At 59.4% G+C, this 16,043-nt stretch carries 13 protein-coding genes; 1 reads left to right on the forward strand and 12 read right to left on the reverse strand.

Translation table 11 applies throughout. The annotated features are described in order from the left end of the window. Nucleotides 1–114 precede the first annotated feature (114 nt). The 11 genes from astD to acs all read right to left on the reverse strand — a co-directional run bounded on the left by astD (nucleotide 115) and on the right by acs (nucleotide 13,397). The gene (gene astD / locus ACRER8_RS20790; protein WP_431748073.1) at nucleotides 115–1,584 is read right to left on the reverse strand and encodes a succinylglutamate-semialdehyde dehydrogenase; all 1,470 of its coding nucleotides are present in this window, start codon (nucleotides 1,582–1,584) and stop codon (nucleotides 115–117) included. After that, nucleotides 1,581–2,606 carry an arginine N-succinyltransferase gene (gene astA, locus ACRER8_RS20795; RefSeq protein WP_431748074.1) on the reverse strand — a complete coding sequence of 342 codons (1,026 nt, stop codon included), beginning with the start codon at nucleotides 2,604–2,606 and terminating at the stop codon, nucleotides 1,581–1,583. The genes astD and astA overlap by 4 nt, the downstream gene beginning before the upstream one ends. 100 nt (nucleotides 2,607–2,706) lie before the next feature. Then, nucleotides 2,707–3,738: an arginine/ornithine succinyltransferase subunit alpha gene (gene aruF, locus ACRER8_RS20800; protein WP_431748075.1), complete on the reverse strand. Its 1,032-nt coding sequence runs from the start codon at nucleotides 3,736–3,738 to the stop codon at nucleotides 2,707–2,709. A 183-nt stretch (nucleotides 3,739–3,921) separates the two neighbouring features. Continuing rightward, nucleotides 3,922–5,142: an aspartate aminotransferase family protein gene (locus tag ACRER8_RS20805; RefSeq protein ID WP_431748076.1), complete on the reverse strand. Its 1,221-nt coding sequence runs from the start codon at nucleotides 5,140–5,142 to the stop codon at nucleotides 3,922–3,924. Nucleotides 5,143–5,520: 378 nt separating this feature from the next. After that, on the reverse strand, nucleotides 5,521–6,504 hold the full coding sequence (gene argR / locus ACRER8_RS20810) for a transcriptional regulator ArgR (RefSeq protein ID WP_431748077.1): 984 nt from the start codon (nucleotides 6,502–6,504) through the stop codon (nucleotides 5,521–5,523). A 145-nt stretch (nucleotides 6,505–6,649) separates the two neighbouring features. Next, the gene (locus ACRER8_RS20815; protein WP_431748078.1) at nucleotides 6,650–7,414 is read right to left on the reverse strand and encodes an ABC transporter ATP-binding protein; all 765 of its coding nucleotides are present in this window, start codon (nucleotides 7,412–7,414) and stop codon (nucleotides 6,650–6,652) included. Nucleotides 7,415–7,435: 21 nt separating this feature from the next. After that, nucleotides 7,436–8,548: a succinylglutamate desuccinylase/aspartoacylase family protein gene (locus ACRER8_RS20820; RefSeq protein ID WP_431748079.1), complete on the reverse strand. Its 1,113-nt coding sequence runs from the start codon at nucleotides 8,546–8,548 to the stop codon at nucleotides 7,436–7,438. Nucleotide 8,549: 1 nt separating this feature from the next. After that, nucleotides 8,550–9,248 (reverse strand): ABC transporter permease, encoded by a 699-nt coding sequence (locus tag ACRER8_RS20825; RefSeq protein ID WP_431748080.1) that lies wholly within the window; start codon nucleotides 9,246–9,248, stop codon nucleotides 8,550–8,552. Next, nucleotides 9,245–9,934: an ABC transporter permease gene (locus tag ACRER8_RS20830; protein WP_431748081.1), complete on the reverse strand. Its 690-nt coding sequence runs from the start codon at nucleotides 9,932–9,934 to the stop codon at nucleotides 9,245–9,247. Before ACRER8_RS20830 ends, ACRER8_RS20825 begins: the two co-directional genes overlap by 4 nt. 87 nt (nucleotides 9,935–10,021) lie before the next feature. Then, the gene (locus ACRER8_RS20835) at nucleotides 10,022–10,798 is read right to left on the reverse strand and encodes an ABC transporter substrate-binding protein (RefSeq protein ID WP_431748082.1); all 777 of its coding nucleotides are present in this window, start codon (nucleotides 10,796–10,798) and stop codon (nucleotides 10,022–10,024) included. A gap of 643 nt (nucleotides 10,799–11,441) precedes the next feature. Further along, complete coding sequence (gene acs / locus ACRER8_RS20840) at nucleotides 11,442–13,397, reverse strand: acetate--CoA ligase (RefSeq protein WP_431748083.1); 1,956 nt, start codon at nucleotides 13,395–13,397, stop codon at nucleotides 11,442–11,444. 449 nt (nucleotides 13,398–13,846) lie between these two features. On the opposite strand from acs, the gene ACRER8_RS20845 reads away from it, so the two are divergent. After that, complete coding sequence (locus tag ACRER8_RS20845) at nucleotides 13,847–14,113, forward strand: DUF2790 domain-containing protein (RefSeq protein WP_431748084.1); 267 nt, start codon at nucleotides 13,847–13,849, stop codon at nucleotides 14,111–14,113. Nucleotides 14,114–14,237: 124 nt separating this feature from the next. Here ACRER8_RS20845 and ACRER8_RS20850 read toward each other — a convergent pair whose 3' ends face one another. Further along, nucleotides 14,238–15,791, reverse strand: a complete 1,554-nt coding sequence (locus ACRER8_RS20850) for a sigma-54-dependent transcriptional regulator (protein ID WP_431748085.1) — start codon at nucleotides 15,789–15,791, stop codon at nucleotides 14,238–14,240. Nucleotides 15,792–16,043 lie beyond the last annotated feature (252 nt).

Genomic DNA, 16,043 nt, shown 5'->3' on the forward strand with positions numbered 1-16,043 from the left:
TGGATCTATTTTTATAAACATCAATGTTGGTGTGCGCAGAACCGCAACTGCGGCGTAGAGGCTGGAACCTGTAGGTTGGGTCCCAATTCCGGTTTGCGCATTCATACAGCCCACTCAGCTCAGGGTGATGCCAGGCGTCAGGCTCGATGGCAGCACCAGCGTCCCGCTCTCCAGCGATGCCACCGGATACGCGCAGTAGTCCGCCGCATAATAGGCGCTCGCCCGATGGTTACCCGACGCCCCGACTCCGCCGAACGGCGCGGTACTGGCAGCGCCGGTCAGTTGCTTGTTCCAGTTGACGATACCCGCACGGCTTTGCAGCCAGAATTGCTGATAACGCTCAAGGGAATCCGAAAGCAGTCCAGCAGCCAAGCCGTACCGCGTGGCATTGGCCTCCTGGATGGCAGCGTCGAAATCAACGTAGCGAATGACCTGCAGCAACGGGCCGAACAGTTCCTCATCCGGGCGATCAGTCACATCGCTGACATCCAGGATCCCTGGCGTCAGCAATGCTGACTGCGCGTCAGGCTGCGTCATTTCCAACAGTGACACAGCGCCGTTGGCCAGCAAGTGTTCCTGGGCATCGACCAGTGCCTGAGCCGCGTGAAGAGAAATCACCGAGCCCATGAACGGCGCTGGCTGTTGATCGAACGCACCCACCTGAATGGTCGCCGTCACCTCAACCAGCCGTGCCATGAAGGCGTCGCCCCATGCGCCTTGCGGCACCAGCAGACGACGCGCACAGGTACAGCGCTGGCCCGCCGAAATGAAGGCCGATTGAATCACCGTATACACCGCCGCATCGACATCAGCGACCTGATCCACCACCAAAGGATTATTGCCGCCCATTTCCAACGCAAGAATCTTGTCGGGACGCCCGGCGAACTGCTGATGCAGCGAATTGCCCGTGCGGCTGGAACCGGTGAAGAACAGACCGTCGATCCCCGCGTTGGCCGCCAGTGCAATACCGGTTTCCCGCGCGCCCTGCAGCAGATTCAGCACACCTGCGGGAAGACCGGCATCGATCCAGCACTGCACCGTCAGCTCTGCGACCTTCGGCGTCAGTTCGCTGGGCTTGAACAGCACAGCATTGCCCGCCAGCAACGCCGGGACGATGTGCCCATTAGGCAGATGCCCTGGAAAGTTGTAAGGGCCGAATACCGCCACCACGCCATGGGGCTTGTGGCGCAGCACAGCGGTGGCGTCGCCCAGCGGGCCGCTCTTCTCGCCGGTGCGCTCGCGATAGCTCTGAATCGAGATCGTTACCTTGTTGACCATGCTGGTCACTTCTGTTGCCGATTCCCACAGCGGTTTGCCAGTCTCCTCGCCGATGCAATGAGCGATTTCATCAGCCCGGCTTTTCAACGTGGCCGCGAAGGCTTCCAGAACCGTGATGCGCTGTTCCAGCGTGCGGGTCGCCCACGCCGGGAAAGCCTGACGCGCTGCTCCGACCGCTGCATCGACCTGTTCGGCGGTAGCGCCCTGGCCTTTCCAGATCACCTGTTGCGTAACCGGGTTCAGCGATTCAAAGGCTTCGCCCTGCCCGGCCTGCCATGCACCTGCGATATATAAGGTGTTCATCAAATGCCCTCCCGAGCCGGAGACAGAGGCACCGCGCGAACCTGATCGCCCGCATTCAGGCGCAGACGCTTGGCGGTTTTCGGATCGACGACCAGCGTGCCAGCGGCAAAGCGTGCAGGCGCGGCAGTCACGCGGCAGTCTTCGCGCTTGCGATTGTGGATAAGAAAAGGCGTCGCATCATCGCCCGGCGTGCCGATCGCCAGCACCAGTGCCTGACTGTCACGCACCGCGCGGATCTTGCCGGTCTCGCACTCGATGGCAGGCCCCGCATCGAAGATGTCGACGTAGCCCTGATAGCTGAAGCCTTCGGCCTTGAGCATGGTCAGCGCGGGCTCGGTACTGGTGTGCACGCGACCGATGACGTTGCGCGCTTCTTCTGAAAGGAAGCAGCTGTACAGCGGGAATTTCGGCATCAGTTCGGCGATGAATGCGCGATTGCCAACGCCGGTCAGGTAGTCCGCCTGACTGAATTCCATCTTGAAAAAGTGTCGTCCAAGGCTTTCCCAGAACGGCGAATGGCCCTGTTCGTCGGACATGCCGCGCATTTCGGCAATAATCTTGTTGCCGAACAGCTCGGGAAACTCGGCGATGAACAGCATACGGGCTTTAGACAGCAGGCGACCGTTGAGCCCATTGCGGAAATCGGCGTGCAGGAACAGCGAGCACAATTCCGAATTGCCGGTCAGATCGTTAGCCAGGAACAGCGTCGGTATCTCGCGATAGATGTTCAACTCTTGAGAAGCGCTGACCGTCAGCCCCACTCGATAGTTGTACCAGGGCTCACGCAGCCCCACCGCACCCGCGATGGCGGAGATACCGACCACACGACCATCGTCGTCCTCAAGGACGAACAGATAATCGGTGTCGCCTCGCGCGGCATCGCCGCTGAAGGTTTTCTCGGCCCAACCGACCCGGTGCGCCAGACGCTCTTCGTTGGCCGGCAGCGTGGTAAGGCCTGCGCCTGTACTGCGCGCCAGGTCGATCAGCGCCGGTAGGTCACTGCTGCGTACGGGACGAACGATCATGCTTTCTCCTCATGCCGGTTTCCGCGGAAACCAACGAACTCGCTAACCTGCGACACGGTGTCAGGCTGTCAATCAGCGCCGACTACCGATGGCTCAACTGTCAAACCGCAACGATGCGCACGCTGGCGCCTTCGCCGACACCCAGCGCCTCGGCTGCCGCCAGGCTCAGGGTCACCGGCTTGCCCGGCACCCAGTCCAATTCCAGCATCACCGCGCGGTAGTCCTGCAACTGGCTGTTGGCAACCAGATAAGGACGCCCACCTTTCACGGCATCGCCGCTGTTCGCCGTGTCGACTTTCACCGGTACCACGCGGCTTTGGGAGATCGAGCGGATGCCGGAAACCCGTGCATGCAGCGTCGGCCCGCCGTCGAAGATGTCGATGTAATGGTCGGTTTCGAAGCCTTCGCGCATCAGGATGTCGAAGGTGATCTGTGCTCGCGGATGGACCTGGCCCATCGCCTCCTGAGCCTCGTCGGGCAGCAGCGGCACGTAGATCGGATAATGCGGCATCAGTTCGGCGAGGAACGTCCGGCTTTTCAGGCCGCAGATCCGCTCAGCCTCGGCGTAATTGAGATCGAAAAAGTTGCGACCGATAGCATCCCAGAATGGCGAATCACCGTTCTCGTCGCTGTAACCGACGATTTCGGTCACCACCGAATCGGCGAAACGTTCGGGGTGCGCCGCGACGAACAGCAGGCGCGCGCGGGAGTTGAGCTCCGACCACAATGTGCCGACCAGTTCCGGCAGCACGTAGAAGCTGGTCAACAAACTGTTGCCGGTCAGGTCGTGACATTGCGAAAGCACGTGAATCTTGTTGTGGATCTTAAGCTCGCGAGAGGCATGCACGAAGGTTTCGTTACGGAAGCTGTAGAACGGCTCGGAGTAACCGGCCGATGCGACGATCCCGGAGCAGCCCACCAGGCGCCCGGATTCGGTGTCTTCCAGCACGAAGAAATAGGTTTCCTCGCCGTTGAAACTGACCTCGGCGGCGAATGACGCTTCGGAAGCGGCAATCTTGTCACCCAGACGTCCAGCGTCATCCGGCAGGGACGTGACACCAATCGGACTGTCCGCAGCGAGTCGTTGGACCTCGCTCAGATCAGCCATTTGCGCGGGGCGCATCACCAGCATGGTGTCACTCCTTGAGAAAACAGGCCGGTTGTCCGGCATGAGAAAGAAAAAACAAATCAGGACGCAGACGCCAACCCTTGTAGGAGCCGGCTTGCTGCGAATGCGTATGTCAGTCGACAGGTATGTGTCCAGGTCTGACGCCTTCGCCAGCAAGCCGGCTCCTACAGAGTTTCGCGGCGCCTATCAGGCCTTGGTCAACCTGGCAACCGCACGCTCGAAGCGATCCAGACCCTCGCTGATGTCGGCATCCTCGATCACCAGGCTCGGCGCGAATCGCACCACATCGGGACCGGCCTGCAGAATCATCACGCCCTCTTGCTCGGCAGCGTTGAAGAACTCCTTGGCCTTGCCTTTCCAGGCCTCGGTCAGTACGCAGCCGATCAACAGACCCATGCCCCGCACTTTGCTGAACACGCCATATTGCTGACCGATTTTCTCCAGACGGGTTTTGAACAGCTCATGCTTGGCGTTGACGCCTGCGAGCACTTCGGGCGTGTTCACCACATCGATGACCGCCTCGCCCACTGCGCAGGCCAGCGGGTTGCCGCCGTAGGTCGTGCCATGAACCCCTACCGCCAGGTGCTTGGCCAGTTTCTCGGTGGTGAGCATCGCCGCCATCGGGAAACCGCCGCCGATGCTCTTGGCGCTGGACAGAATGTCCGGAGTCACGCCGTAATGCATGTAGGCGAACAGATGGCCGCTACGACCCATGCCGCTCTGCACTTCGTCAAACACCAGCAGCGCGTTGTGCTCATCACACAGCTTGCGCGCGCCTTGCAGGTATTCCAGTTCGGCTGGCAGCACACCGCCTTCACCTTGAATCGGCTCCAGAACGACGGCGCAGGTCTTGTCGCTCACGGCGGCTTTCAGCGCTTCGAGATCGTTGTACGGCACATGGGTGATACCGGTGATTTTCGGGCCGAAGCCGTCGGAATATTTCGCCTGACCGCCGACGCTTACGGTGAACAGGGTGCGACCGTGGAAGCTGTTGAGCGCGGCGACGATTTCATACTTCTCGGTGCCGTAGAGATCGTGAGCCACACGCCGGGCGAGCTTGAAGGCCGCTTCGTTGGCTTCAGCGCCGGAATTACAGAAGAACACGCGCTCGGCGAAGGTGGCTTCGACCAGTTTTCTGGCCAGACGCAGCGCCGGCTCGTTGGTGAACACGTTGGAAACATGCCACAGCTTATTGGCTTGTTCGGTCAGCGCGCCGACCAGCGCCGGATGCGCATGGCCCAGCACATTGACTGCGATGCCGCCGGAGAAATCGACCAGCTCACGACCCGACTGATCCCAGACGCGGGAACCCTGACCGCGTACGGGAATGAACGCTGCGGGGGCGTAGTTGGGGACCATCACCTGGTCAAAATCGGCACGTTGCACTGGAACTTGCTCAACGGACATCGGAGTCTCCTGAAGAGGAACGCCTGCCTGGGACTGGCGAGCGATGGAAGGATTGTAAGGACTGATTTCGGTCCGGCCTTGCCGCCAAGCGACAACTTCTTATAGCGTCAAACCGGCTTTTTCCGAGGTTTGCGGCAATGCGACAAATTGGGTCGGAAAGGCGCAGTTTAAACGTTGAGAAGGGTTAAAGCAGCGCCTGTGGCTCTGATTTCAACTGCCGCCACGTACACGGATAATGGCACCTCACAACTTCCGACCACATCGCATATCCCGGTGGGAGCGAATTCATTCGCGGAATTCGTTCGGACGGTCCAGATGTGGTGGATGTACGGCCCTCTCGGACTCCCACAAGGGTACGCAGGCACGGCTTGAAATCGATCACCCGCGCTCTGCAGGCACCGACGACAATTCGAACGGGCTGCTGCTACGCCGCTGGTTGCGGTCTTCGCGAGGGGTCGCGCCGAAGAAGTTGCGGTAGGCGCTTGAGAAATGCGGGCCGGAGGAGAAACCGCAAGACAGGCCGATCTGAATGATCGATTTACTGGTCTGCATCAACATTTGCCGGGCCTTGTTCAGGCGAAGCTCCAGGTAATACTGGCTCGGCACGCGATTGAGGTACTGCTTGAAGATCCGCTCCAGTTGACGGCGAGACACGCACACATGCTGGGCTATTTCGTCAGTGGTCAGCGGCTCTTCGATGTTGGCCTCCATCAACAGCACAGCCTGAGTCAGCTTCGGATGACTGGAGCCCAGACGATTCTGCAGTGGAATGCGCTGACGCTCGCCACCTTCACGAATGCGCTCAACCACTAGCTCTTCCGACACTGCGCCAGCCAGCTCCGCGCCATGATCACGCGCCAGCACCGCCAGCAGCAGATCCAGCACCGACATGCCGCCGCACGCCGTCAGACGATCTCGATCCCAGTCGAACAGATGACTGGTGGCGATGACCTTGGGAAAACGCTCGGCGAAATCATCCTGCCAGCGCCAGTGCACCGCAGCACGATAGCCATCCAGCAAACCCAGTTGCGCCAGTGGGTACACACCTGCCGACAGACCACCGATCACACAGCCTCCGCGCACCAGTTGCTTGAGTGCGCCAGCCAGCGCGGAGGCCATCGGCGCGGGCGGTTCGTCAGCTACCAGAAACACTTTCTGACAGCCTTCAAGGCGACCGCCCCACGGCTCACCCGGCAGTTGCCAGGCGGCACCTTCCACCGATGGCTCGGCCTGCATGAACGTCAGCTCGTACACTACGTCGGGATGAACGCGCTGAGCGACACGCAGGGCTTCCTCGGCCAGCGCCAGGGTCAAGGCTTTGGTGCTGGGCCAGATAAGAAATCCGATTCGATGGGCAGTCATGGCGTGCAATCCGAAACATGTCGCTGTTATGGGTCACACGCCCGGGCGTGCGAAATCTGTCGCGTTCAGTTCATGGCAGGTCAAGATGACGCGCAGCATGAACTGTTCTCACACAAAACGCACCGTTCGAAGACGGCGCCAATCGTTACTTCAAGCTGCCGGAAAGGAACTGCTGCAGACGTTCGGATTTCGGGTTGACCAACACTTGGCGCGGGTCGCCGCTCTCTTCGATCAGACCCTTGTGCAGAAAGATCAGCTGATTCGACACTTCACGGGCAAAGCCCATCTCGTGGGTCACTACGACCATGGTGCGGCCCTCCTGAGCCAGCGCCTGCATGACTTTCAACACATCGCCAACAAGCTCGGGGTCCAGCGCCGAGGTTGGCTCATCGAACAGCATCACCTCTGGCTCCATCGCCAGCGCACGGGCAATCGCCACGCGCTGTTGTTCACCACCGGACATGTGCCCCGGAAAGGCGTCCTTGCGATGGGCTACGCCAACTTTGTTCAGGTAATGCTCGGCCTTTTCCAGAGCCTCCTTCTTCGGCACACCCAGCACGTGAACCGGCGCTTCGATAATGTTTTCCAGCGCGGTCATGTGCGACCACAGGTTGAAATGCTGGAACACCATCGACAGCCGCGAACGCATGCGTTGCAGTTGCTTGGGGTCGGCAGCCTTCAGGCCGCCGTCCTTGTTGGCCACCAGCTTCAACTCCTCGTTATTGAGCAGGATGCGGCCGGATTTCGGCTGTTCCAGCAAGTTGATGCAGCGCAGGAAGGTACTCTTGCCCGAGCCACTGGAGCCGATGATGCTGATCACATCGCCAGCCTTGGCGGTCAGCGAAACGCCTTTGAGCACTTCGTGATTGCCGTAGCACTTGTGCAGGTCCTGGACTTCCAGTTTGTTCATGATGTCGGTTCTCACAAGTAATCAGTCACTGAGCAGGCGGCCGCTGCGCAACGGAGTATGGCCCGCCACCTTGGCCATCCATAAACCCGGCTGGGCATAACGCAGTTTTTCGATGGCGAACAGCACGCCCGCCGTACCGGCGCAGACCGTGGTCGCCCGGTCGGTCAACGGGTCGATGACCTCGAACAGTGGTTCGCCAGGCTCGACCCAGGCGCCCCCCGGACGCAGAAAAGTCAGAACGCCGGGGTGCGGCGCGTAAATCATTTCGGTGCCTTCGAACGGCATGCCTTCGCACGCTTCGAACGCCGGCTGCGGCCACTCGCCACTGATCAGGCCATGCTCGGCGAGGAACGCCAGAATGCCCTCGGCATACGCCTCAGCCTCGGCCTTGCCGGTGTTGGACTGACCGCCCAGCTCCAGCGTGGTCGACATGCAAGCCAACGGTATCTGTGCTTCGGGAAACTGTTTTGCCAGTCGCAGCCAAGGTAGCGAACAGGCTTCATCGAACGAACTGCCGCCGGAATCTTCAGCCAGCAGAGCGACGCTGACGCCTAGATATGCCGACAGCGATCGCCATTGTGGCCAGTGTTGCGGCAAGGCGTACATGTGCAGCGAGGCGTCGGTGTCGCAATGCAGATCGAGAACGATATCCGCATTGCAAGCGTGGCTCAGCAACGCGCGCTGCATGCCCGCCAGCTCACTGCCGGCCGTCGGCAGCCGCTCGAATACATCGGCCATGGCTTGACGGATCAATCTGACGTTGGCGTGGGGGTCGTCGCCGAGCTTGCCAGCGAGCATTTCTGCCACTGGCTCGCTGAGTTCAGTGAAGTCACGGTTGAAGTTCTTGCCGCTGCCGTACTCGAAACGCCCCTGATGGTTGCCCTGCAGCAATTGCCCTAGACCGATCGGGTTAGCCACCGGCACCAGTTCGATGACGCCGTTGAGCAAGCCCTGCTCTTCCAGTTGCGTAAGACGTTTCTTCAGTTCCCAGGCAGTGCGCATGCCCGGCAACTCGTCGGCATGCAGGCTGGCCTGAATATAGGCCTTGCGCTCACCCTGACCGAAGCGGAACACGCTCAACGTCCGTTGCGTGCCGAGGTTGCCCCATGGCAAGTCGTGATCGATGCGTTGCATATCAGTACTTCCTCGGTGCGAGGTAACTGAGCCAGCGGCGCTCGGCCAGCTTGAACAGCTTCACCAGAATGAAAGTCAGGCACAGGTAGAACACGCCGGCGGTGATATACGCCTCGAACGGCAGATAAAACTGCGCGTTGACGGTGCGCGCCGCGCCGGTGATGTCGATCAGCGTGACGATGGACGCCAGACTGGTGGTCTGCAGCATCATGATCACTTCGTTGCTGTACTGCGGCAGTGCCCGGCGCAACGCTGACGGCAGCAGGATGCGCCGATACATTTTGGCCTTGGACATGCCCATCGCCCGAGCCGCTTCGATCTCGCCCGGCGGCGTGGACTTCAGGCTGCCGGCGATGATTTCGGCGGTGTAGGCGCTCGTGTTGATGGCAAAGGCCAGACAAGCACAGAACGTCGCGCTGGACAGCCACGGCCAGAGGAAGCTTTCGCGCACCGCTTCGAACTGCGCCAGACCGTAGTAGATCAGGAACAGTTGCACCAGCATCGGCGTGCCGCGGATCACGTAGGTGTAGCTCCAGGCCAGCAGATTGACCCAGGCGACTTTCGAGACGCGCATCAGTCCCAGCGGCAAGGCTGCGAGCAGACCAAAGAACAGCGACAGCGCGAGCAGCTTGAGGGTGATCAACAGGCCGCCGAAGTACAGCGGCAGGTTTTCCCAGACGACGTTGTAATCGAAGATCATAGGTCTGCCACCCTTACGCCGGCCGAGTAACGCTTCTCGATTTGGCGCAGTAGCAGCAGCGAGACACTGGTGATCACCAGGTACATGGCCGCGACTGCGAGGAAGAAAGTGAAGGGTTGGCGGGTGGCGTCGGCCGCCTGCTTGGCCTTGAACATCATGTCTTGCAGACCGACCACGGAAATCAGCGCGGTGGCCTTGGTCAGTACCAGCCAGTTGTTGGTGAATCCGGGAATCGCCAGACGAATCATCTGCGGCACCAGGATGCGAAAGAACACACGGGAGCTGCTCATGCCGTAGGCCATGCCGGCCTCGGCCTGGCCTTTGGGAATGGCCATAAAGGCGCCACGGAAGGTTTCGGAAAGATAGGCACCGAAAATGAAACCCAGCGTACCGATACCGGCCATCAGCGGGTTCAGGTCGATGTAATCGTCATAACCGAGCAGCGGTGCGATGCGGTTGAGCAGGTCCTGACCGCCGTAGAAAATCAGCAGGATCAGCACCAGGTCGGGAATGCCGCGTATCACCGTGGAATACAGATCGCCCAGCCAGGCCAGCCAGCGCACCGGCGACAGGCGCAGCGACACGCCGATCAGGCCAAGCACGATTGCCAGCGCCATGGAGCACAAGGCGAGCTGCAAGGTCAGCCATGCACCGTCGAGGATGACGGCTCCGTAGCCTTTCAACATGTTGTTTGGCCCTCGAGCGCGGGATAGAAAAATGGCGCAACCGAGGATCCGAGCCCCGCCGATTGCGCCATTACTGCAGTCTTGTACTTACTCGCCGTAGATGTCGAAGTTGAAGTACTTGTCCTGGATCGCCTTGTATTTGCCGTTCGCGCGAATGGCAGCGATAGCGGCGTTGATCTTGTCCAGATCAGCCTTGTCGCCCTTACGTACCGCGATGCCTACGCCGTCGCCGAAGTAGTTGACGTCAGTGAACGCCGGGCCGACAAAAGCGTAGCCCTTGCCCGAGTCGGTGTTGAGAAAGCCATCCTGCAGCAGGGTCGCGTCCGCCACGGTGCCATCAAGACGACCTGCGCCGATGTCCAGGTAGATTTCGTTCTGCGAGCTGTACGGTTTGATTTCGGCGCCCAGCGGAGCGAGGACTTCCTTGGCAAAACGCTCGTGGATCGAACCACGTTGCACGCCGATGTTCTTGCCCTTGAGTTCGGTCAGGCTGTCGCTAACGACGGTGCCTTGCTTCATGACCAGGCGCGCCGGCGTGTTGTAGTACTTGTTGGTGAAGTCGACGGATTTTTTGCGGTCTTCAGTGATGGACATCGAAGACAGGATCGCGTCGATCTTGCGCACTTTCAGCGCCGGAATCAGGCCGTCGAACTCTTGCTCGACCCACACGCACTTGACCTTCATTTCTTCGCACAGGGCGTTGCCGATGTCGTAGTCGAAGCCGACGATGCTGCCATCGGGCGCTTTCGAGGCAAATGGAGGGTAAGCCGCTTCGATGCCGATCTTCAGGGGCTTTTCATCGGCGAACACAGGCTGTGCCAATACGGACAGCGCCAGCGCACCCAGCAGCATGAGCTTTTTCATTCTTGGAACTCCATCGGTATAACGCGACAAATGGCAGTGAGCGAAACGCTCAGTGTGCAGAAGGAATATCTGAAATTGCGACGCGAGTTGCCGTCGGGTCTCAGGGCTCGACAGGCCTTCGGCGAGTGATCGGCATTTTAGCGGCAGGCTGGAAGTCGATATTTCTTCAATGCGACAACTAGTTACAGAAGCACCGAGAAAGCCGATCAGCCGGATTGACAGCCCAGAAAGTTTATGCCTGAGCCAGTAGCGGCAAACCTATCATCGAAGCAAATAACGCGCCCATTATTGGCAAAGCCTTCTAATCCGGCAAGCCCAGCGTGCCGGGCGGTTGGTTTCGGACGATGAGTTACAGAATTTTCGGGGTGAAAAGCCCCACATCGGTGCGCGGGGTTACAGAAGAGGGAGAGACGGTAACAATCGATATATATCCCGTTCCGCCCAGAAGGTGCGATCACTACCAATGCCTCTGCGGAGCGAATTCATTCGCGACTGGGGCGTAAACTCGACACGCTTCTATCGTCAGGGAGACTTTTGGCGAATGAATTCGCTCTCAGGTATCCGGCCGCCATACTCCAAAAATGCCCACACAAAAACGCCCCGCCCGGCTTTCACCGAACGGGGCGCTTCGACCCGGAAAGTGTCAGGCGACGTTCATGGTCTTGTGGGTTTCAACCAGATGGGCGACCACGCCCGGATCGGCCAGGGTTGAGATATCACCCAGTGCGTCGTACTCGCCGGTAGCGATCTTGCGCAGGATGCGGCGCATGATCTTGCCCGAGCGGGTCTTCGGCAGGCCCGGCGCCCACTGAATGACGTCAGGTGAAGCAATCGGGCCGATTTCCTTGCGCACCCAGTTACGCAGTTCGATGCGCAGGGCTTCATCCGGCACTTCGCCGCCGTTCAGGGTGACGTAGACATAAATGCCCTGCCCTTTCAGGTCGTGAGGCACGCCGACCACCGCCGCCTCGGCGACTTTCGGGTGAGCGACCATCGCACTTTCGATCTCGGCGGTGCCCATGCGGTGACCGGAAACGTTGAGCACGTCGTCCACACGGCCGGTGATCCAGTAGTAGCCATCTTCGTCGCGACGAGCGCCATCACCGGTGAAGTACATGCCGCGGAAGGTCTTGAAGTAGGTGTCGACGAAGCGGTCATGGTCGCCATAGAGGCTGCGCGACTGACCCGGCCACGAATCGAGAATCACCAGATTGCCCTCCGCCGCGCCTTCGATCAGGTTGCCGAGGTTATCCACAAGGGCCGGAATCACGCCGAAGAATGGACGCGTTGCCGAGCCTGGTTTGAGAGCCGTGGCGCCTGGCAATGGGCTGATCAGAATGCCACCGGTTTCGGTCTGCCACCAGGTATCGACGATCGGGCATTTCTGATTGCCGACTGTCTTGTAGTACCAATTCCAGGCTTCCGGGTTGATCGGCTCGCCCACCGAACCGAGCAGGCGCAAGCTCGACCCATCAGCGCCCTCCACCGCTTTGGTGCCTTCAGCCATCATGGCGCGGATTGCGGTCGGCGCCGTGTAGAGAATGTTGACCTTGTGCTTGTCGATGATTTTCGACATGCGAGTGATATCCGGGTAGTTCGGCACCCCTTCGAACAACAGGGTGGTCGCGCCATTGGCCAGTGGGCCATAGACGATATAGCTGTGGCCCGTGACCCAGCCCACGTCGGCGGTGCACCAGTAGATTTCGCCCGGCTTGTAATCGAACACCCGTTCATGGGTCAGCGCGGCATACAACAGATAGCCAGCAGTGGTGTGCAGCACCCCCTTCGGCTTGCCCGTGGAACCCGAGGTGTAGAGGATGAACAGCGACTCTTCGGCACCCATTTCTTTCGGGGCGCAGGTGGTAGAAGCCACTTCCAGCAAGGCGTGGTACCAGATGTCGCGATGGCGGTTCCACTCAATGTCGCCACCGGTACGCTTGCAGACGATGACTTTCTGCACGCTGCTGGTTTCAGGGTTGGTCAGGGCGCGATCGACGTTGGCTTTGAGCGCCGTGCGCTTGCCGCCACGCAAACCTTCATCGGCGGTGATCACCACTTTCGATTTGCAGTCGATGATGCGCCCGGCCAGAGCCTCCGGCGAGAACCCGCCGAACACCACCGAGTGAATTGCGCCGATACGCGCGCACGCCAGCATGGCGACCACGGCTTCCGGGATCATCGGCATATAAATGGTGACGACGTCACCGCGATGCACATCCTGGCCGCGCAAGGCGTTGGCGAACTTGCAGACTTCTTCATGCAGTTCGCGATAGGTGATATTGCGGCTTTCGGAGGGGTCGTCGCCTTCCCAGATGATTGCGACCTGATCGCCACGCTCGGCCAGATGGCGGTCAAGACAATTGTAGGAAACGTTCAAGGTGCCATCGGCGAACCACTTGATGTCTACGCGATGATCGTCGAAGGAGGTCTGTTTGACGGTAGTGAAAGGCTTGATCCAATCCAGGCGCTTGGCCTGCTCACGCCAGAAGCCATCGGGGTTGACCACCGACTGCTGGTACATGGCCTTGTAGGTCGCCTCATCAGTGAGCGTATTTGCTGCCACTTCAGGGCGGACGGGGTACAGGGAAGCCGCACTCATCTTTCTTACCTCGGTGGAAATGTTGTTGTTTTATGACGCTGTTGTATCCGCCGAAGGCCCCGAAAGCCATTCGACGATGGTCTTACCGGGCCTCAGCATAACGCCGAAACGTGCTGAGGCGCCCGGCTCGGGGCAAATCTTCATCTAAGCGCCACGACCAATGAACCAGAGCTGCCGCTGATCAATAGGTATGTCCGCGATTGTTACCAGATTGCTCAACAGTCTTTATCAAAATGGTTTCTATATAACTTTCAGGCAGGGGCATAGAATTCGTTTCGCCAACACGGCACATGATTGACAACTAACAGCCCCCCACACATCGGCTTGTCGATCGAGTAATTAACCTGTAATCACCTGGCTTCACACAGAGCCCCATAAGGGCTTTGCGCACCCGGCCGAGCGGAATTCCGCTCGGAAGAGTTGACGAAGCAACTGAGAGGAAACTTGTAATGAAAGCTGCACTGGTTGTAATGGCTCTTTGTGGTTTCAGCGCCATGGCAATGGCAGAAGAATCGGGCGCCAAAGTGGCTGCCCAGCAACAACGCATCGAGCACTACTCCTACTCGACCAAGCTGGACATCGCCAAGGTTATCTCGGTAGATGAAGTGCCGAACGTCTGCCGCGTGGTGCCGCAGCACATGACCTACGATGACTCCCAGGGCCAGCGCCATGTCATGGAATACATGGTCATGGGCAACGGGTGCAGTAACGGTTAATACGGGTTGAAAGATTAATGCTGTAGCAACACGCTTGCCGACGATGGTCTCTTCGAATAACCACCGCTGGCAAGTGTTGTTGCTATAGATAATATGTTCGTCGGCACTCACTTATTTACGGCATTCACTTCTGGCCAACTTCATAATGCTTCAGCTTATTGGCAATGGTTGTATGGGAAACACCCAATCGCTTACCCAATAAGCGACTACTGGGATGTCCGGCATAAAGTTGTTCGAGCACTGCTTTCTCGAAACGCCCGACAATATCTTCCAGGCTCCCTTCCAGCGAAAAATCCCCCAGCGGCTGACGCACGCCATAATCCGGGAGGCGAATATGCTCGGCCTTGACCACCCCGCCCTCGCACAGTGATACCGCCTGAAACAGCACGTTTTCCAACTGCCGGACGTTGCCCGGCCAGTGGTATTGCGCCAGACGTTCCAGCGCGGCGGGCGCGATGCGCGGCAAGGCACAACCAATCTGCCGACTGGCCTGATCGAGGAAGTGCTGCACCAAAGGCCCAAGGCCATCGACACACTCCCGAAGCGGCGGAATATGCAGCGATAGCACATTGAGCCGGTGGTAGAGATCCTGACGAAACTCTCCTCGCGCGCACAGCTCGGACAGATCGATCTGAGTCGCACAGATCACCCTTACGTCCAGGTACACATCTTCATCACTGCCTACACGGCGAAAGCAGCCTTCTTGCAGATAGCGCAGCAGTTTCGCCTGTAAACGGGCGCTCATTTCTGCCACGCCATCGAGAAACAGCGTACCGCCGGCTGTCAGTTCCAGCAGCCCCAATTTGCCCTCGGCCCGCGCGCCTTCAAATGCGCCCGGCCCGTAACCGAACAGCTCGGTCTCGGCCATGGATTCGGAAAGCCCGGAACAATTGAGCGCCATCATCGGCGACTGTCCGCGTGGACTGGCTAAATGACAGGCGCGCGCCAGCAGTTCCTTGCCAGTGCCAGTCTCCCCTTCGATCAACAGCGGCGCATCCAGCGGGGCCATGCGTCGGGCTTCACGTACCACTGCCGCCATCACCTTCGAACTCTGGAAGATGCTGTCGAAACCACGAAGCTCCTGCTTGCGCACGTTATAGATGTGCTCACCGACCCGGTCGGCGCGATGCAGGGTCAGGACCGCACCGGCCATCGCCTCGCTGTCTTCATGCTCGGACTGCAGCGGCGCGATGTCGGCGAGAAAAATGTCGCCCTTCACTTTCACCCGCAGCCCATTGATACGCGAGCGATTGGCGCGCACCAATTGCGGCAGGTCGAAGTCTTCGGCGTAGCGTGAAAGCGCAATACCCGGCACCTCATCGACGCGCACACCCAACAACTGCGCGGCCGCCCGGTTTGCCGCCACGATCGACCCGCTCATGTCGATGGACAGCACCGGAAATTCCAGCGCACCCAGCAACGCATTCAATTCCATGTGCCGACGCTCGCTGGGCATCAATCCCACGCGCTTGACGCCGAAAACCCCGGGGATCGTTTCGAATCTGGGCACTAGCGCCTGAAACTGCAGATTGATCAGATTCGGGCAGCGCAGATAGATCGCATCGCCATGCTCGCCTCCCACTTCGCCGCCCGAGACGTTGACGCCGTAGGCCACTAACAATTCGAGGATGTCGCGCAGGATTCCTACGCGGTTTTGGCAGTGCACTTTGATACGCATGGCGAGTCGACTCTTCTGAACAGGCAGACTTTTGGTGGTGAGACGAAGTTTATCGTCAAGAATACGTTACAGCGCAAGCCCGATAGAGGCTTGGCGGATGCAGATTTGAAGCCGTCGGCATGCAGCTGTCAGGATTTCCTTACAGCATTGGTTCGAGTCGACACGCCGAACGAGTCCTGGCAGGACTGCAAACGGTATGGAAAAGGGTATTTATAAGCCCACGCAGATCACGAGCCTGCATCGCAATGCTCC

Source organism: Pseudomonas sp. (assembly GCF_050739935.1).
In the GTDB taxonomy this organism is placed as follows: domain Bacteria; phylum Pseudomonadota; class Gammaproteobacteria; order Pseudomonadales; family Pseudomonadaceae; genus Aquipseudomonas.